The organism is Vibrio sp. 2033 (assembly GCF_033339735.1).
Genome location: NZ_JAWOVC010000002.1, coordinates 161,075 through 180,593 on the forward strand (window position 1 = coordinate 161,075; position 19,519 = coordinate 180,593).

Annotated in this window: 12 protein-coding genes; 5 read left to right on the forward strand and 7 right to left on the reverse strand. The window is 43.3% G+C overall.

The annotated features are described in order from the left end of the window. Nucleotides 1-411 precede the first annotated feature (411 nt). Nucleotides 412-1,308 carry an NAD(P)-dependent oxidoreductase gene (locus R7P74_RS04085; RefSeq protein ID WP_373417450.1) on the forward strand — a complete coding sequence of 299 codons (897 nt, stop codon included), beginning with the start codon at nucleotides 412-414 and terminating at the stop codon, nucleotides 1,306-1,308. A gap of 485 nt (nucleotides 1,309-1,793) precedes the next feature. Here the strand turns inward: R7P74_RS04085 and R7P74_RS04090 are convergent, their stop codons facing one another. From R7P74_RS04090 to R7P74_RS04105, 4 genes are all read right to left on the reverse strand, one after another. Continuing rightward, nucleotides 1,794-3,551: a sodium:solute symporter family transporter gene (locus R7P74_RS04090; protein WP_154203897.1), complete on the reverse strand. Its 1,758-nt coding sequence runs from the start codon at nucleotides 3,549-3,551 to the stop codon at nucleotides 1,794-1,796. 450 nt (nucleotides 3,552-4,001) lie between these two features. Next, entirely contained in the window at nucleotides 4,002-4,625 is a 624-nt protein-coding gene (locus R7P74_RS04095) for a bifunctional 4-hydroxy-2-oxoglutarate aldolase/2-dehydro-3-deoxy-phosphogluconate aldolase (protein WP_005388506.1), read from the reverse strand. 78 nt (nucleotides 4,626-4,703) lie between these two features. Then, nucleotides 4,704-5,636 (reverse strand): sugar kinase, encoded by a 933-nt coding sequence (locus R7P74_RS04100; protein WP_005437155.1) that lies wholly within the window; start codon nucleotides 5,634-5,636, stop codon nucleotides 4,704-4,706. Nucleotides 5,637-5,670: 34 nt separating this feature from the next. After that, nucleotides 5,671-6,006, reverse strand: coding sequence for a cupin domain-containing protein (locus R7P74_RS04105; protein WP_005450851.1), 336 nt, complete (start codon nucleotides 6,004-6,006; stop codon nucleotides 5,671-5,673). 421 nt (nucleotides 6,007-6,427) lie between these two features. Between R7P74_RS04105 and R7P74_RS04110 the strand changes: the two genes are divergently transcribed. The 3 genes from R7P74_RS04110 to R7P74_RS04120 all read left to right on the forward strand — a co-directional run bounded on the left by R7P74_RS04110 (nucleotide 6,428) and on the right by R7P74_RS04120 (nucleotide 12,850). Continuing rightward, nucleotides 6,428-8,593 (forward strand): heparinase II/III domain-containing protein, encoded by a 2,166-nt coding sequence (locus R7P74_RS04110; RefSeq protein ID WP_318122696.1) that lies wholly within the window; start codon nucleotides 6,428-6,430, stop codon nucleotides 8,591-8,593. Nucleotides 8,594-8,595: 2 nt separating this feature from the next. After that, a complete protein-coding gene (locus R7P74_RS04115) occupies nucleotides 8,596-10,776 on the forward strand; it encodes a heparinase II/III domain-containing protein (protein WP_318122697.1) in 2,181 nt (726 codons plus the stop codon). A gap of 322 nt (nucleotides 10,777-11,098) precedes the next feature. Then, entirely contained in the window at nucleotides 11,099-12,850 is a 1,752-nt protein-coding gene (locus R7P74_RS04120) for a polysaccharide lyase family 7 protein (RefSeq protein ID WP_053349965.1), read from the forward strand. A 470-nt stretch (nucleotides 12,851-13,320) separates the two neighbouring features. Here R7P74_RS04120 and R7P74_RS04125 read toward each other — a convergent pair whose 3' ends face one another. Both R7P74_RS04125 and R7P74_RS04130 read right to left on the reverse strand, forming a co-directional pair. Then, a complete protein-coding gene (locus R7P74_RS04125) occupies nucleotides 13,321-14,886 on the reverse strand; it encodes a polysaccharide lyase family 7 protein (protein ID WP_017821221.1) in 1,566 nt (521 codons plus the stop codon). Nucleotides 14,887-14,962: 76 nt separating this feature from the next. Beyond that, nucleotides 14,963-15,736, reverse strand: coding sequence for an oligogalacturonate-specific porin KdgM family protein (locus R7P74_RS04130; RefSeq protein WP_017634227.1), 774 nt, complete (start codon nucleotides 15,734-15,736; stop codon nucleotides 14,963-14,965). Nucleotides 15,737-16,306: 570 nt separating this feature from the next. Between R7P74_RS04130 and R7P74_RS04135 the strand changes: the two genes are divergently transcribed. Beyond that, nucleotides 16,307-18,052, forward strand: coding sequence for a hypothetical protein (locus R7P74_RS04135; RefSeq protein ID WP_033906977.1), 1,746 nt, complete (start codon nucleotides 16,307-16,309; stop codon nucleotides 18,050-18,052). A gap of 228 nt (nucleotides 18,053-18,280) precedes the next feature. On the opposite strand, the gene R7P74_RS04140 is transcribed toward R7P74_RS04135, so the two are convergent. Then, complete coding sequence (locus R7P74_RS04140) at nucleotides 18,281-19,324, reverse strand: polysaccharide lyase family 7 protein (protein ID WP_054578992.1); 1,044 nt, start codon at nucleotides 19,322-19,324, stop codon at nucleotides 18,281-18,283. Between the last annotated feature and the right edge of the window lie 195 nt (nucleotides 19,325-19,519).

A 19,519-nucleotide genomic window follows, 5' to 3' on the forward strand; every position in this document is an offset into this window, starting at 1 on the left:
AATAAGTCTTTTTACCTATCAGTAAGTGCGCTTTAGTACTGATTTGATAACGGCCGCAGTATGTTTGTACTGCGGCTTATCCTTATACCACCTCTCCTTTAACCCCATCTGTAACGTTTCACCCATTTTTTGGTATGGACAGTATTCCTCTAGCTGAAACAAAATCACTTGTATTACAATAAATTTTATTTTTACATTATTTAAGCCCCCTAAAGGCTTTGTTCACGATAAAATGGAAGCGTGATGAATTCGCTTTTCTTATATACGCTGATGAATAAAACCCTCACAAACCTTACTTACATCTCACTTTTAGAAAAAATTCATCCCAAGCCCGCTATGCTCATAATTTTCAATTGCAAAAGCCACAATAGTCATTATGATTACCAACAAGCAATATAATCATACAATAGTATTTTTGGAGTTAAAATGACTAAACCTATCATTGGTTTCATCGGCCTAGGCTTGATGGGCGGAAACATGGTTGAAAACCTACAGAAACGTGGTTACGAAGTTGCTGTAATGGACCTCAATAAAGATGCTGTTGACGCAGTACTAGCTCGTGGAAACGCTTCTGAAGCTTCTTCAGGTAAAGAGCTAGCAGAGAAAAGTGATATCGTGATGCTGTGCCTAACAACATCTGAAGTTGTCGAAAAAGTTGTTTACGGAGACACTGGTGTTCTAGCTGGCATGTCAGAAGGTAAAACACTCATCGACTTCGGTACATCTATTCCAGCTTCAACGAAGAAGATTGGCGCTGACCTCGCTAAGAAAGGGGCTGGTATGATTGATGCGCCTCTAGGTCGTACACCTGCCCACGCAAAAGATGGTTTACTAAACATCATGGCCGCAGGCGACGTCGAAACATTCAATAAGGTTAAGCCAGTACTGGACGATCAAGGTGAAAACGTATTTTACCTTGGCGCACTAGGTTCTGGTCACGTAACCAAGCTTGTGAATAACTTTATGGGTATGACAACCGTAGCAACCATGTCTCAGGCATTTGCTGTTGCTAAACGTGCTGGTGTTGATGGCCAACAATTATTCGACATCATGTCTGCAGGACCATCAAACTCACCCTTTATGCAATTCTGTAAGTTTTACGCCGTAGATGGCGAAGAAAAACTAGGCTTCTCTGTCGCAAACGCAAACAAAGACCTCGGTTACTTCCTTGCTCTATGCGAAGAGCTTGGTACAACTTCCCTGATTGCAGAGGGCACTTCTAAGAGTCTACAAGCAGCAGTTGATAAAGGCCTTGGTCAAAATGACGTTCCAGTCATCTTCGACTACTTTGCAGAGCTAGAAGCTTAGTCACACTCAGTTGTAACTAAAAGCCCAGCTACCAATGTAGCTGGGCTTTTTTTGTTTTTCCCCAGACGCTCATCACTCCTTGATACCCTAGCCACTCCTTTAAAGTTTTGCAGGGCTGCCTCTTCCAATTCTCTTATATATTTTCCACTAACACTTCAAAACCTCTCTCCTATTTCTGGCGTACGCCTCATTAAAGCTACGTCTGATTTAATGCTTTTTCTTTGCTAAGAAGGCACACATATTTATTTAAATAGACAAAGCATCAGGTTTGGGGTGTAAAGTGTAAACACAGCGTGCAAAGAAAGTTAGATTGCTTTTTCGCTTTAGGCTGACGACTCTAATGCGAATATAGTCGCACCTTATTGGGAGTTCCCCAATACAACGAATAACAACAAACGATGCGCCACGCTTTCTCAGTCAGCGTGATCAAAAAATCCCACGGCTTTAACACCGCGGGATTTTTCATTGAGAGTCTTTAACTTTGGTTAGCTTTTCGCGTTAGCTAACTTTGGGCTTTTAGGCCCTCGGGCTGCGTTCACCAATAGAACACCCACCGAGAGAACAATCGCACCACACAAGATAAACAGTAGTCGACCAGATGGTTCATTTGGAATTAGAGCCATAGCTAGGATACCGAAGCCCGCTACGCTGATAAGCTTACCAAGCATGCCGCGCTGTTTTGTATCTAGGTTCTGCTGCTCTTCGCTGTCAGCCACAAGTGGCGTATTCCAGTTCTCGAACAATTGGTCCACTTCTTTCTCACGTTCAGGTGATAGACCTTTGTAGAAGAGCGTTGTCAGCAAGAAGAAACCACCGGTGAAGATAACGTGTGCCGCTAAGCTCAAGCCAACTTTTAGGTCTGCCCACTCACGTCCTGTAAACGCTTGCTCTAGACCGAATAGGCGCTCTACATCTTCTGCTTGTAGTGAGATACCGAAGATGTAAGAAACAAAGCCACCAACAACCAGTGTTGCCCAACCAGCCCAATCCGGCGTCTTACGAATCCACATACCAAGTAGTACAGGAATCAGCATTGGGAAGCCAATTAATGCACCGACGTTCAGTACGATATCGAACAGGCTCAAGTGACGTAGTGAGTTAATGAATAGACCGATACCAATGATGATGAAGCCCATCACGATAGTCGTTGCTTTACTCACGATAACCAGTTCTTTTTGCGACGCTTGTGGACGCACAATCGGGCTGTAGAAGTTCATCACAAAGATGCCCGCGTTACGGTTAAGACCAGAGTCCATTGAAGACATGGTCGCCGCAAACATTGCTGACATAAGAAGACCCACCATACCTGCTGGCATTACGTTTTGTACGAATGCTAGGTAAGCTGCATCACCACCTACTGAGCCGTATTGCTCTGCGAAATCAGGCATAAATGCCGCAACGTACCAAGGTGGTAGGAACCAGATGATAGGACCAACAATCATCAGCACACATGCAAGACCTGCAGCTTTACGTGCGTTTTCACTGTCTTTTGCACATAAGTAGCGGTAAGCGTTGATGCTGTTGTTCATGACACCGAACTGTTTAACAAAGATGAACACAACCCAAAGGATAAAGATACTGAAGTAGTTCAGGTTGTTACCCAGCATGAAGTCGCCGTGAAAGTTCGACACGATGTTTCCAATACCGCCACCATGGAAGTATGCCGCCACCGCACAAGTGATCGTCACTGCCATGATAACCAGCATCTGCATAAAGTCAGATGCAACAACTGCCCAAGAGCCACCCGTTACCGCCATTAGCATTAGCACTAAGCCCGTAACGATGATGGTCGCTTCCATAGGAATGTTGAAGACCGCTGCCACGAAAATCGCAAGACCATTCAACCAAATACCGGCTGAGATCAAGCTGTCTGGCATACCAGCCCAAGTGAAGAACTGCTCTGAAGTCTTACCAAAACGTTGACGAATCGCTTCAATCGCCGTCACTACACGTAATTGGCGGAATTTTGGAGCAAAGTAGAGGTAGTTCATGAAGTAGCCAAATGCGTTGGCTAAGAATAGGATTACAACAACGAAACCGTCGTTGAACGCGCGTCCTGCAGCACCTGTAAACGTCCATGCTGAAAATTGCGTCATGAAGGCGGTAGCACCTACCATCCACCATAACATCTTACCGCCCCCTCGGAAGTAGTCACTGGTTGAGGTAGTGAACTTACGGAACATCCAACCAATTGCAACTAAGAAGAAGAAGTAGGCAAGAACAACAAGAGTATCAATAGTCATTTTTTCAGCCTTTCAAGTTTGATCATTTTCTAATGTCTAGACTACTCTCCTCACAACGCCATTTGTACTACAATAAGCTTTAATTGTGATCTAAAGCATAAGTTATTCAACGAAAAAAAACACGTCAAACCCCTTACTTTCTTAGACCAATGGCTTTCTAGGAGATAATTGCCACTCAGAACACCTCAATATATTGTAATACAAATTATCTAATTGAAATTTATTAGAGTATGTAATATTTTTCTTCTTCGCGCTTTGTCTGAAGATCAAAAATGCGCGGCATTTCTTTGAAGGAAACGTAATGAGATGTTTCGAAAAAATTGGATAGAAAGTAGGATTTATATGAATGCGATTCTTAACTCTCGCCTCTTTCAAACTTTCAAACACAAAAAAGCGAACCCTGAGGCTCGCTTTTCATTCTTTCGCTAGTTTTATCGGGGGTTACGACACTTATGCTACGTGAGCTACTGCGTCGCGAACCAGTGTACCCAGTTCATCCCACTTACCTTCATCGATAAGTTTTGTTGGAACCATCCAAGTACCGCCACATGCCAGTACTGAAGGGATAGACAAGTACTCGTCTACGTTACCTAGACTCACGCCACCTGTTGGCATGAATTTCACTGGGTAAACCGCCGTTAATGCTTTAAGCATACCAACACCGCCAGATGGCTCAGCAGGGAAGAACTTAAGTGTACGCAGACCCATTTCCATCGCTTGCTCAACTAGGCTTGGGTTGTTTACGCCTGGTACGATAGCCACGCCTTTGTCTAGGCAGTATTGAACCGTGCGAGGGTTAAAGCCAGGGCTTACGATAAAGTCCACACCAGCTTCGATCGCTTGGTCAACTTGCTCGTTAGTTAGGATCGTACCTGCACCGATCAGCATTTCTGGGAACTCAGCGCGCATAGCACGAATCGCTTCTGCAGCACACTCTGTGCGGAACGTGATTTCAGCGCAAGGCATACCGTTTTCAACCAAAGTGCGACCTAGAGGAATCGCATCTTCTGCTTTGTTGATGGCAATAACAGGAATTACTTTTAGGTTTGCTAGTTGTTCGTTTAATGTCGTCATAAGAGTGTACTCGTCGTCGTTAACTTGAGTTCAATAAATCACTGCGGAGCGCCGATTACTCAACGCTCCGCAAAAGAATTACAAAGGAAGATCTGGCATCACTTCACGTGGAATGATGGCACCTTTATGTTGAATTACCGCGCCAGCCATACAGTGGCCAGAGTAAGCCGATTCCGCTGCATTACCGCCAGTCAAACGCTTCGCCAAGAAGCCTGCACTGAAAGAATCACCTGCCGCTGTTGTATCAATCACGTTGTCGACTTTGTTTGGCGCCACGTATTGCGCTTCGCCATTCGCGACAACCAAGCAATCTTTGCTACCACGTTTGATGATGATTTCATCCACACCCAGGGCAGAGGTTCTCTCGATGCACTGTTCTAGATGCTCGTCACCGTAAAGCATTTGCTCATCTTCAAATGTGAGCAGTGCGATATCTGTGTGCTTAAGGATCTTAAGGTACCAAGACATGGCATTCTCGCGGCTTTCCCACAATTTAGGACGGTAGTTGTTATCGAAAATAACCTTCCCACCTTGTGCCTTGAAGCGCTCAAGGAAGCCAAACAGTTGCGTCTTACCTTCTTCAGTAAGGATCGCTAATGTAATACCGCTCAAGTAAACCGCATCGTACGAGTAAAGTTTGTCGACTAACAGCGGAGACTCGTTTTGCTCGAATAGGAACTTAGCGGCCGCTTCGTTACGCCAGTAGTGGAAGTAACGTTCGCCAGTTTCATCGGTTTCGATGTAGTAGATACCTGGTTGCTTTTCTTTAACGGAAAGAACCAGACTAGTATCGATGCCCTCTTCTTGCCATGCTGATAGCATTTCTTGGCTAAAAGGATCGTTACCCAGAGCCGTTACATAGCTGGTTTTAATATCGTGAGCTTTGGTCAAACGAGATAAATACAGTGCGGTATTCAACGTATCACCACCGAATGACTGCTTTAGCTGACCTTCCTTTTTCTGTAGCTCAACCATACATTCGCCAATGACCGCGATGTTTAATGATTTCATGTTGTCACCTTAGCAACTGAGGTTGCGCTATAGATTATTTTAAGAAGTCTTCACGAGCTGGGTTGAAGATGTCTAGAAGAATGCTGTCTTGCTCTAGTGCAACCGCACCGTGCATCATGTGCTTACGAGCAAAGTATGCGTCGCCTTCTTTAAGTACTTTCTTCTCGCCTTCGATTTCTGCTTCAAAGCTGCCACGTACTACGTAGCCGATTTGATCATGGATTTCGTGAGTATGCGGAGCGCCAATCGCACCTTTGTCGAAACATAGGTGAACCGCCATTAGGTCATCTGTGTAAGCAACAATTTTACGTTTGATACCGCCGCCTAGCTCTTCCCACGGGTTCTCATCTAATACAAAGAAAGAATTCATCGTCATACTCCTAAAAAGTCTCTATTAAAGCGAACCCTACGGCACTTCATTCTTAACCATGCTTTTATTAAAAGGTTCTCTTAAAAAAGCGTCGTATTGATAAAAGTGAAACGCGAAGCGAAAGGGTCTGCTGTCGAATTGGTAACGAGCATATCCGATCTATTTTAATTGTCATACAATATATCTAAAAATATGTGATATTCATCAAACGGTGCTCGTTAAAGCATTCCACTTAACGATTGATAACGCCGAAACATCAGCCACAACAAGGATTACCACAACAATATAAATCAATAAGTTAGCTAAATTCGCGTGATTTCACTCTCCCTTTTTGCCACAAAAACTACACCAAAACTTAATATTGTATTACTTTATAGAAAGTTTAAGAAAACAACACACTTCATCTGAGGGTGGTAAAGAAATGACTACACAACCGATTTTGTTGACTGAAGCAGAAGTCGAACTACTAAGAAAGGAAGTCGGAAAGCCGAGCTTAATGGGCAAATCCATTGAAGCGAATCGCAAGGAACTTGAAGCCTTTATGCGTCTGCCTCTAGACGTACCAGGTCACGGCGAAGCGGGTGGCTACGAGCACAACCGCCACAAACAAAACTATACCTACATGAACTTAGCGGGTCGTTTGTTCTTGATCACTCAAGAAGAAAAGTACGCGCAGTTCGTCAAAGATCTTCTCGCTATTTACGCAGAGAAGTACCTCACTTTTGATTTCCACGTACAGAAAAACACTAACCCAACAGGTCGTCTTTTCCACCAGATCCTTAATGAACACTGTTGGTTAATGTTTACTAGCCTTGCTTACTCTTGCGTGGCATCAGTGATGACAGAAGAAGAGCGCACAGCCGTTGTTGAGCGCATTTTCGAACCAATGCTAGACATGTTCACCGTGAAATACGCGCACGATTTCGACCGTATTCACAACCACGGTATCTGGGCAGTTGCGGCTGTTGGTATTTGTGGCCTAGCTATTGGCAAACCTGAATATCTAGAGATGTCGGTATACGGTCAAGACCGTGATGATACCGGTGGCTTCCTAGCGCAAATCTCGCAACTGTTCGCCCCTTCTGGTTACTACATGGAAGGTCCGTACTACCATCGTTATGCGATTCGTCCAACTTGTGTATTTGCAGAAGTAGTACACCGTCACATGCCTGAAGTAGATATCTACAACTACAAAGACAAAGTGATTGGCAACACAGTAAAATCGATGCTAGCAACGGCTTACCCGAACGGTGAGTTCCCTGCCCTAAACGACGCGTCTCGTACCATGAGCATTACCGACATGGGTGTTCAAGTTGCAGTGAGCGTTTACAGCAAGCACTACGGTATGGATGACAACATCCTGGGTATGGCGAAGATTCAAAACGCCGTTTGGATGCACCCATGTGGTCTAGAGCTTTCTCAAGCTTACGATAAAGCCATTGCTGACCGTGAAATCGGCATGCCTTTCTGGCCAAGCGTGGAACTTAACGAAGGTCCAACTGGTAACAACGGAGCACAAGGTTTTATCCGTATGCAGGATAAAACCGGTGATGTGTCACAGCTTGTGATGAACTACGGTCAACACGGTATGGGACATGGTAACTTCGATACGCTTGGCATTACTTTCTTCAACCGTGGTCAAGAAGTGCTGCGTGAATACGGCTTCTGTCGCTGGGTAAACGTTGAGCCTAAATTCGGCGGTCGTTACCTAGACGAAAACAAATCGTACGCACGTCAAACTATCGCGCACAACGCGGTAACGATTGATGAGCAATGTCAGAATGGTTTCGATGTAGACCGCGCTGATTCAGTGCACGGTTTGCCTCACTTCTTCAAAGTAGAAGGCACAGAAATCAACGGTATGAGTGCGTTTGCGAACGACCATTACCCGAATACAGACATGCAGCGCAGTGTGTTCATGCTTAACTTAGATGAGCTTGAAGCACCGCTACTGCTAGACCTTTACCGCATCGAAGGTGAAGGCGAGCATCAGTACGACTACTCTCATCAATACGATGGTCAAATCGTACGTACTAACTTCGATTATCAAAGCTTTGGTGAACTGAACACGCTTGGCGATGACTTCGGTTACCAACACCTTTGGAAAGTAGCAAGCGGCAAAGTGCAAGATACGGCGCTGGTTAGCTGGCTACAAAACAACACCTACTACACTTGGTTAGGCACAAGCAGCAGCGCGAAACAGAACGGCGATAATGAAGTGATCTTCACTCGCACTGGCGCCAATGACCCGAGCTTTAACCTACGTAGCGAACCAGCATTCATTCTGCGCAGCAAGGGCGAATCGACATTATTTGCTTCTGTGCTAGAAACACACGGCTACTTCAACGAAGAGTTTGAACAATCGGTGAATGCGCGTGGTCAGGTGAAAGATATCCGCGCCGTGGGTTACAACGCCGTTGGCAGCATAGTAGAAATCACGACTGAAAAATCACTGGTTACTGTGATGATCAGCAATGTGCTAGGCGCTGACGACCAAACCCCACACCAATTAGAATTGAACGGTAAAACCTACAGCTGGAATGGCTTCTACTCTCTAGAAGTGAACGCATTCGGGCAGGAGAAATAATAATGAGCTACCAAACCCAGTCTTACCAACCGCTATTAATGAACTTTGAAGAAGCGGCAGAACTAAGCAAAGCACTTGGCACGGATAGCCTATTAGGAAATGCATTAGCACGTGACATCAAACAAACTGACGCTTACATGGCCGAGGTCGGCATTGAAGTTCCAGGTCACGGCGAAGGCGGCAGTTACGAGCACAACCGCCACAAGCAAAACTACATCCACATTGATCTAGCGGGTCGCCTATTCCTTATCACTGGAGAACAGAAATACCGCGATTACATCGTTGATATGCTAACGGCTTATGCGAAGGTTTACCCGACGCTAGAAAGCAACACCAGCCGTGACTCTAACCCTCCGGGTAAGATCTTCCACCAAACTCTGAATGAGAACATGTGGATGCTATACGCCTCTTGTGCGTACAGCTGCATTTACCACACATTGGAAGAAGAGCAAAAAACACTGATTGAAAACGATCTGTTCAAACAAATGATTGAGCTGTTCGTAGTCACTTACGGTCACGACTTCGACATCGTACACAACCACGGTCTGTGGGCAGTTGCAGCAGTCGGTATCTGTGGTTACGCAATTAACGATCAAGATGCAGTAGACAAAGCGCTTTACGGCTTGAAACTGGACAAAGTGAGCGGCGGCTTCCTAGCTCAGTTGGACCAACTGTTCTCGCCAGACGGCTACTACATGGAAGGTCCTTACTACCACCGTTTCTCGCTGCGTCCAATCTACCTGTTCGCAGAAGCGATTGAACGTCGCCAGCCTGAGCTTGGTATTTACGAGTTCAACGACTCGGTCATCAAGACCACGTCTTACGCAGTATTTAAGACGGCATTTCCAGATGGTACTTTGCCAGCATTGAACGATTCATCGAAGACGATTTCGATCAACGATGAAGGCGTAATCATGGCTACGTCAGTATGTTTCCACCGTTACGAGCAGTCTGAAACGCTACTTGGCATGGCAGACCACCAGCAAGACGTTTGGGTTCATATCTCAGGTAAAACATTGTCTGACGCAGTTGCAGCCGCTGATAACATCAAACCATTCAACTGGGGTAGCCTATTCGTAACTGACGGTCCAGAAGGCGAAAAAGGCGGTGTAAGCATTCTTCGTCATCGTGACGAGCAAGATGACGACCCCAATACCGCAGATACAATGGCGCTTATCTGGTTTGGTCAACACGGCAGCGATCACCAGTATCACTCTGCGCTAGACCACGGTCACTACGATGGTCTGCACCTGAGCGTATTTAACCGCGGTCATGAAGTGCTGCACGATTACGGCTTTGGTCGCTGGGTAAACGTTGAGCCTAAGTTTGGCGGTCGTTACATCCCAGAGAACAAGTCTTACTGTAAGCAGACGGTCGCGCACAACACAGTAACGGTTGACCAAAAGACACAAAACAACTTCGACACAGCGCTAGCAGAAACCAAGTTCGGTTCTAAGCACTTCTTCAAAGCTGATGACGAAAAACTGCAAGGCATGAGCGGTCGCATCTCTGGTTATTACAACGGCGTAGACATGCAGCGCAGCATTATTCTTGCTGAATTGCCAGAATTCGAAAAACCACTTGTGATTGATGTTTACCGCATCGAAGCAGATCAAGAGCACCAATACGACCTGCCAGTGCATTACTCTGGTCAAATCATCCGTACGGATTTTGAATACGACGTAGAAAACACGCTGCGTCCAATGGGTGAAGACAACGGCTACCAGCATCTATGGAATGTGGGTTCAGGCCAAGTTGAAGGCAGCTCGCTGGTAAGTTGGTTGCACGACAACAGCTACTACTCGCTTATCACAAGCGCAACAAACGGCGGCAAAGTGTTCTTCACTCGCACTGGCGCAAATGATCCAGACTTCAACTTGAAGAGCGAACCAGCACTGATCCTACGTCAATCTGGTCAGAACCACGTGTTTGCTTCTGTATTAGAGACACACGGTTACTTCAATGAGTCTATCGAAGCATCGGTTGGCGCTCGTGGCCTAGTAGAGTCAGTAACCGTCGTTGGCAACAACGAAGTGGGTACCGTGATTCGCCTGCAAACCACAACAGGCAACGCTTACCACTTCGCTATCTGCAACCTAGACGAAGACAAACAGAACGCGGCACATCGCGTTGAGTTCGACGGTGTGACTTACACTTGGGAAGGCGCATTCGCACAAATTTAATCTTTAGCTAGTCACTAAAAATTAATGTAAAAATCGGGAACTAATTCAAAGCCGGACGTCATGTTCGGCTTTTTTTGATTGTTTACATGACTCTACATGAGCTTATCAATTAGCGTTTAATCATAGTAAAACCGTTAATAACTCTTAGGAAAAACAGACATAACTTAACCTTACGCCTTATCAAAGACACCACTTATAGATATAGAACTCTTCTGAGATTTAATTAACACTTTTACTATTTAACTTATGACTAAACTACTCCCCAATAACACTAAAATGATATTGTATTACAAATATTAAATAGTGTAAGAGACGTACTACTGTGTTTATAAAATCAACTAAATTGCTTCTAATAAGCTTCTCTGGGCTTGGATTAATAGGGTGTGGAGGAAATACCTCCCCTACAAGCCAAGATGATAAACCAAATATTCCACACCAAGAGCATGTAGCACCATACTCAATAGCAAAATTTCAAAACATATTGAGTAATTCAGATTTACAAGTATCAGATCCCAATGGGGAGGAGGGAAACAAAAACAGTGACGTCAAAAATGGAGCATTCTCGGATTATAAGAGTGACCACTTTTACGCAGAAAAGGATTCCAATTACCTTGTCTTTAAAATGTCGAACTACAAAATGCGCTCAGAAGTTCGTGAACGAGAAAACTTTAACATTTCAGAACAAGGCGTCTTTAGAACTTTGTATGCAGATGTTCGATTACCAGAGATTAACCTTGCAATGGCTAGCTCCCCTGCAAACCACGATGAAGTCACTTTCCTGCAAATTCATAACAAAGGCACAGATACTTCTGGTATAGGTGCTATCCCACACCCTTTGTTACGAATCGTTTGGGAACAAGAACGAAACAGTATCACTGGTCATTACTGGGCGGTAGTAAAGAACAATGCCATAGATTGCAGTCTACCTTCTAGCGCATCAGATTGTTATGCAACATCATATGATCGTTATGATTTAGGAAAAGCCGATCTCAACGCATTCACGCGATTCGAAGTAAAAATCGGAGAAAACACATTAACCATTAAAGTGAACGATGAGCAAAAGGTAAATGTAGATGTATCCTACTGGCAGCACCTCCTGAGCTACTTTAAAGCCGGAGTTTACAACCAGTTTGAAAACGGTGAAGCAAAGGTACAATTTAAGCAGCTAGGACTAACCAAAACTGACCATACTGATTCAATAGCCTGGAATATTGACGATTGGAAATTAACCATTCCTGCAAGCAAAAATGATTGGTATGGTTTTGGCGGTGACAGCGCGGCTGAATTAGAGCCTGAGCGTTGTAATTCAAGTAAAGATCCTCTGTCTAACGAAGAGAGCGTTTACCAACGCGAGATTGATTTATCATACTTCAATGTTATTGACGGTAGCATGCATTTCCGTGCCGATATGGGTTACGGCACGTCAACGGCCAACTCCAGTTACATCCGTTCAGAATTGCGAGAGCTCTACATCAGTACTAACTCCCCGGATTGCAGCACCAGCGATGAAGAGACAAGTTGGTATATTGAAGATAGTCGTACCGGTGCAACTTCGCATACGCTAAACGCCACACTAAGAATCAACGAATACCCTAAAATCGACGGTCAATTACCAAAAGTCGTGGTAGGCCAGATACATGGTTGGAAAATCAGCCAAGCACTCGTGAAGCTACTTTGGGAAGGTGACAATAAGCCAGTCCGAGTTATTCTGAACGATAACTACAAACTTGATAACAACAAAGACTGTACTGATTGCAACGCATTCAGCGTTAAGCTTGGTACCTACGCGGTAAACGAAGACTGGCAATATACGATCCGTGCCGATAAGGAAGGACTGTTTTTAGCCACCTACGATGCAGATGGCAGTAATATGGTCTCGCACACACTGAAGTGGGGAGAAGCATACTCAGACACCGCTAACAACAAGTCCTATACTCTTACTGAAAGATGGGCGTCGCCTGATATTGCGTTTTACTTCAAAGCCGGAATTTACCCTCAGTTTAAACCTGATAATGCATATCGAGGAGAAATCTTTGATGTGAGCTTTAGTGCTTTGAGCACTCTTCATCAATAGTCATTTCAATCTCTTAGCAATAGGCTTGCTACCTTGCTCTAAAGCAACGAACAAAGCTCATACTGCCGCCACGGGAAATTTATTTTCTCGTGGCCTCTTCTTTTAGAACACCACAATTCAACTCGCTTCACGCATAGTGTTTCCTTCTACGATAAATATACAAGTCAACCTCCACTTAGGCAGCTTAAAAACAGCTTCTATAGTTTCATGAGATATTTATCTACCCTAACGCTGAGTTATTTTAAATTTAACCAATTAAACTACTCTAATATACATTCGCACTTAAAAATAAACATTGTCAGAAGATAAAAGCAATCAATAATTATTACCTATCTATGGTGATAAATTTTTAAATTAATTTATCTATGTCAATTAAAATAATATTTGAGCTGTTTTATTCTTCTATAGAAAAAAAGCCCTCAGCTACAAAGCTGAGGGCAAAGGACTTCAATCAACTAAAAGTGATAGAACTAGCCTTGGTACTTACCAAAAGATTGTTTTAATTTATAGAAAGTAGCTTGTGCGTAATCATCTGGATTACCGTACATATTCTGGTTATAGACACCGGCTTTAAAGTACATATATCTGCCACCTTCGTCATAGCCACTGTCACTCATATCTACGACTTGAACAACATCATCTTTACCATCACGTTTTACCGTAACTGTCATTGTGTTGCCTTTCACATCAATGATGTAGCTGAATTTTTCACCTAGCGCGATGCCATCGTCACCGATTTCACCAGTCATATCACCCACTAAGCTGTAGTAATCCTCTGTTCCAGTTTTGGTTTTTTCGTGAGCAAAGTAAACTGTACCTGTTGGTTGGTCTGGTAGCTTACGATAATAAAGACGAATTGGCTCATCATCTTTGTCATGAATCTGGCCGATAATAAAGCGGCCAACTTCATGCGACTGACCAGTTGTGGTTGCGTGGTCAATCTTCAGAGTAGCTTCAAGCGTACCGTCTACACCACCCGCTTCTTTTTGATCTTCAACTGGTGCAGAACTGAATACCCAGTTATTAGGATTTACACCTTTTGTGCTGTAAGACTTATCACCAGCACGAAGCATGGTACGTAACTCAGTTCGCGCGTATTTAGTGTTTTCAGAAGTTCGAGCGCCTTTCACATAGCTCTTGAATACCATTCCGCCATCATCTGCTGTGTAGAATATATCAGAGTGTTGGAAGCCGTTAGCCAAGTCCCACTCATCAATATCATCAGCACGACCATCTTTGTCATGGTCGAAAGGTGTCGTCAGTTTCCAACGTGTTAAGTCAAAGTTTTCACCCGGTGCATTTGTAGCGAGTGGCTCTTTCGGTAACGTAGGGTAAGGCATTGCTTTAGAAAGATCACACGTCACAGTCGTTTCACAAGGACGGACGATTGGTGCTCCAAAGTCGCCTTTACGATTCTTTTTGAGTAAATCCTTTTGTGCCTTTTGCTCCGCTTTCATTTGCGCAATCATAGCCGCTTCAGCGTTAACGACGTCATCAGTAATGATGTGACTTGCCGGACAGGCATTAATTCCGCAATTAACTGCCGCTAACTCAGTAACTGAGTTCCATTGGTTTTTGCTATTACCGTGGCCAACGTAACGAACATAGCGTGCTTTTACTGCAGGCTCAAACTGGAAGCGCTCTAAGCCAAGTGCGCGACCAGAGCTTTGCGCACCCTCAATAACCGTCACCCAGTTTTCACCATCAGTACTAAACTGAACATCAAATTTGCTGACGCGTTCGTTACCTTTGCTGAACGAGGCTTGAATTGCGTCGAACTCATAAACCGAGCCGTAATCCAACATCGCCCACTCACCATCACCATTTGCTGACCAGCGTGTCATAATATCTTGGTCAAACAACTGCTCTGGAACATTACCATCATGACTACTCGCCGTTATCGTAACGGGAGTCAGAATATCAGCACCAGTTTCTTGGTTGTTTGGAAATGGATCTACCATGGTCGCCGTACTATTACAGCCCACAGCAAGTAAAATAGAAGAAGCTAACAAGCTTTTGAAGAAAATATGCTTCATGTAATCTAACACCTACAATATAAAAATGAATTAACAGCTCTTTTGCTGTAACAACAATTAAGCAATAACACTCGGGTTAAAAGCTGTATTTAAGGCCAAGGCGTGTTCTCAATTGGCGGTCATCCGTGGTTGAACCGTCCTTACCTTTGACATTCCACAATTCAAAGTAAGGACGGAAATCTCCCATTTGGTAACCAACAATTAAGCCAGCATCCCACTCAGAATCTTTCCAATCAGATAAACGCACTTCGTCATAGTTTTTGTTGTAGTTGATCTCATAGCTCAGCTTGACGTTATCAAGGTACTCGTTATCAAACTGACGCATATCGTAAGAGCCTGTCAGTGTCCACTTACCTTGTTCAACTGTTTTCCCAGCAACGCTTACCGAAGTACCATCCGTTAGTGTTTTGTTACCTGCGCCATCTGAATAAACTTGAAATTCGTGTCGGTAACGTAAAGCGGTACTTAAGCCAAAAGAGGATTTGTAACCAACACGAACTTGTGGTTTATAAGTGGTTTTTTCGTCATCATCACCAAAAGTAATAGGCATCCCTGGTTGGATAAACCATTGTTTATTTATTTGGTAGCGAACTCCCCAATCAAACTCAGAATCACCAGCAACGAGTTGATCCCAAAAATGCGAGTTGTCGTAACTATGGAATTTTTGTTCAACACCAAAGTTCAGTTTGGTCTGATCGTTAATTTTAGAACTACCACTAATTTTGATACGTTGGGCATAAGTTTCACTCTCATGCTTATATTCTGCGCGATAGTCTAAAGTTGCTGCGGAAACCGCTCCCGCCATTAATGTGGAAGCAACGAATAGGGACATTGTTGTAACTGCTTTCATGATTATATCTCTCTGTATATATTTTTTGGGATACCACTTAAATCCCTGGATTTGATTCAACACTATTGAATTAATGTATGACAAATACTAGTTAATTCATCATGAGAGTTCTGTGATATTAATCATGTAAGTGCCCCTCAACTGACAATTTGTATTATTATATATTCAAAAGTGTTAGCTATGTCTGATTCTAAAACGACCTTTGTAGACATCACTTACAGAGAAATGTTTTAACTCGTTTCATATGATAAAGAAGAAGATTAAAAAAAATAAACAACAATAAATTCAATGACTTAAAGTCAAAAATCTTGACATGAAATCAAAATTCCCTTGCTAAATCACCTTTAGTTTTTGCTGTTCCTCTATAAAGAAAGCTGTCAACTTCATAAAGGTTCAGCTCTTATTGATGTTGATATTCAACTATTTTGTGTGACTTATTCATCACTTCAGTGAGCAATCATTGTATCTAGTGTGAGTCGGATCATTCTATTGATAAAACCATCTAGATGACAGAAATTATTTGTCTAACAATATTACATAAATAAAAACACATAGAAGTGAGTACCTACCATGCAAGTAACAAAAATTGCAGCAGCAATTGCTATTTCCACAGGTTTGTTAACCGGATGTAACACTGATTTAAGGGATGCACCATCGGCTCCCCCACCAACAGAAACTGAGTCTGAGTTGAGCCAAGGTATGTGGGATATTTCAACACCAGCCACTGTGGCGAAATCCGATGATGAGCACGACCTGCCAAACGTTTATGTCTTTGAAGATGGTACGCAAAAGTATTATAACGATGATGATAACTTCGGTACTTACACAATCTACACTTCAACTTATACCGAAGATAAAGATACAGAGACGCTTACATTCAACCTTTATGACGAGAGCGATCTAGGTAACCCTACCGAGTTAACAGGGACTTATGAAGTTTCAAACGGCATGTTAACCATCTCAGGAACAAATGACGGAAACTTCACCGGTAACGATGAATCAGAAAACGATGCGGTGAAAGATGCAGTTGCAGCGGCAAATAATGACGCTGGCGATAACAACGTCGTACAAATTTTGGATACCAATAAAGGTGGAACAGAAGAAGACACCGGTGAGTTACGAATCAAGCTGTCTGATTCAACGAGTGTTTCAGAAATTTCAACAGGCCGACTAACTGTAGATCTAACTTACCAGCATCATGAAGAAACAGAACAGGAAGCCGACGGTTCTGGTGACAATGCTTACATCTCATTTTATGCAGCAAAAACCTCGAATTCCAACTTGCATGGCGAAGTGGCATTTGAAAACGGCAAAATCAAATACCGCGATGCAAGTGGAAACTTGACGGAAACAGGCGACACGTTTGAGTTAGGTGAAAACCTCGCGATAGAAGTCAGTTGGATAGAAAACTTCTTCTCTTTTTCGGTTAACGGTAAACAAATAGGTGAAATGTTACCTGTCGCTGATGGCACCGCTGTAACCTATGTATCACTGAGACTAGGTGATAATGGCAACACTACAAACTTTGAATTAAATGCAGACAACTTGAAGATTTACTCTAGTGATTCGGGCTCTGAAGTGTTGGTTCTAGAAGAGGATTTTGACAACTACATTCCAGGCTTAGACCTCGCGACAATTTACAACAGTGCATCAAGCGAAGCGGTTGTCATTTCAGACGGAAGTTCTAATCCTGATAAACCGTCAGAAGACGTGAGTGAAAACTTTGACTCATACCCAGTAGGAACAAATATCAGTTCAGCAAACTCTAGTTGGAAAGAATACAATACGGTTGCTGATGACTCCTCCACCTTGACGTCCGTGGCTGTAGTAAGTGATGACGTATCAAAGAGCGGCGCTAACTCTCTGCTAATATCCGACACAGATACGACCAACAAACCATACGTTACGCGCGAGTTTTCAAACGGAGCAACATCAAACGGTAGCGTGTCATTCGATGTTTACATTCCGTCAGACAACGAAAAAACTACATACATTAATGTTGGCTCAGGTAAAAACAACTCAGATCGTTACTACGAATTGAGAATTTCGGGCAGTGGTAAAGTTGAAGCCGAAGCAGGATCAGATGACGTAGAAATAGGCACTATTACGACTGACGCTTGGAACTCAATGTCCCTAGCTTGGGATGGTGATGAGATTAACGTTTCTATTAATGGAAAAACGGTTGATGCGCCAAGCCAGTCCGAAACAGGCTTAGACGCAACGAATACACCATCACAGCTAACTATTTACGTAGGGGACACAAGTGGTGCTTCAACAAAAGCATATTTCGATAACATCGATTCAAAGCAACTCTAGTGTTATTTTGTAGCACTTGATACTAGGCCAGGCTTTCGAGCCTGGCTTTATTTTTTTACCTCTTCAGAAGAACAAAATTCAACACAATACTCTAAATTCAAGCCAGTCCCAGTGATTGCTTGCTCTATCTTGTTTCTTACCTTTTAAAGAATTCCACTGAAAACAAAAGCCTCATCAAATCGATGAGGCTTAAGTAGAAATCGAGTAGCTCTTAGCTTTCTATTAGTTTCAATTTTGATTTAGCTTGAGCTTAGAAAATGTCACGCTGTTATAGTCACCGTTTTTCTTGTCGACTGAAAAATCACCGGTGCCCGCACATCCTGTACCCCACACAGGGTGAGACTCACTGACGCTACATTGACCATAAGCTCCTGCTTTAAAATAGAACATGTCTTCTGCGTAGCCATGCTCAAAGTCCTTACTATCAATCCCCTTACTGAGATCTATGGAATAAGTCACTGTCTCGTGGCGTTCTGTTTCAAACGTCAAGTTCATCATAGTTCCTTGAACTTCTATCTTGTAGCTGAACTCTTCACCAAGAGCGATACCTGCTTGGCCTGGTTCTTCAAGGTTATCCCAAGTATTTCCCCATACTGGATATGCAATATCAATACGATTTGGATCTTCCTTCGCTAGGTTACGCTCGTAGTTCCAAAATACAGAGCCCATTTTGTGTTCTGGGAATTTTTTATAGAAGATTTTAATGGGTTCATTTCCATGTCCATAACCTTTACCCTCTTTTATTCTTGCATCAATTTTTTTCGCGTGGATTTGACCGACAACAACAGAATGAGCAGGCCCTTTTTCTGGAAATTTGGCGTGTTCAGAAACATGGTTCACTTTCAAGGTCGCTTCCAACGTTCCACCTACGCGACTGTGTTTAGCAGCCTGAGGGTGGCTCGATAAAGCCCAATGGTTTGCTAAATCATCGGTTTGAATAGAAAAGTCAGCGCCACGAGGCATTTCACGTAGTTCAGAGCGTGCATTCTTCGAGTTTTTTGTCGTTACCGCTTTATTCTGCACTTCAAATACCAAGTTGCCTTCTTCGTTCAAGAAGAAGAAGTCTTTGTGTGAATAACTCAGCATCGCCACACCCTCGATTTCGTCCACTTTTCCGTCTTCATTGATATCGGAAGGAATAGTGATCTTCCAGTTTCGCATATCAAATTTATCGGCAGGGACTGGATAATCAACGCCATTATTTAAATCAGAAGCGATAGCAAGAGTTGGTAAGGTAACAGCCATTGCGGCTACGAGTAGATTGAGTTTCATGTTCAAACCTTATTATATGTAATATTGTCATACATATAATAAGGTTTGCAAAGGAATGATTCGAGGAAAGAAGTTATGATGTGCTCTATTGATCACAATTTATAAACTCGATAAACCCCAAAATGATAAGCTAGACATACTCCTCTTTAGTCCATAGCATCTACGAATCTTTTCGACCTAATCCAAAAGTCATAG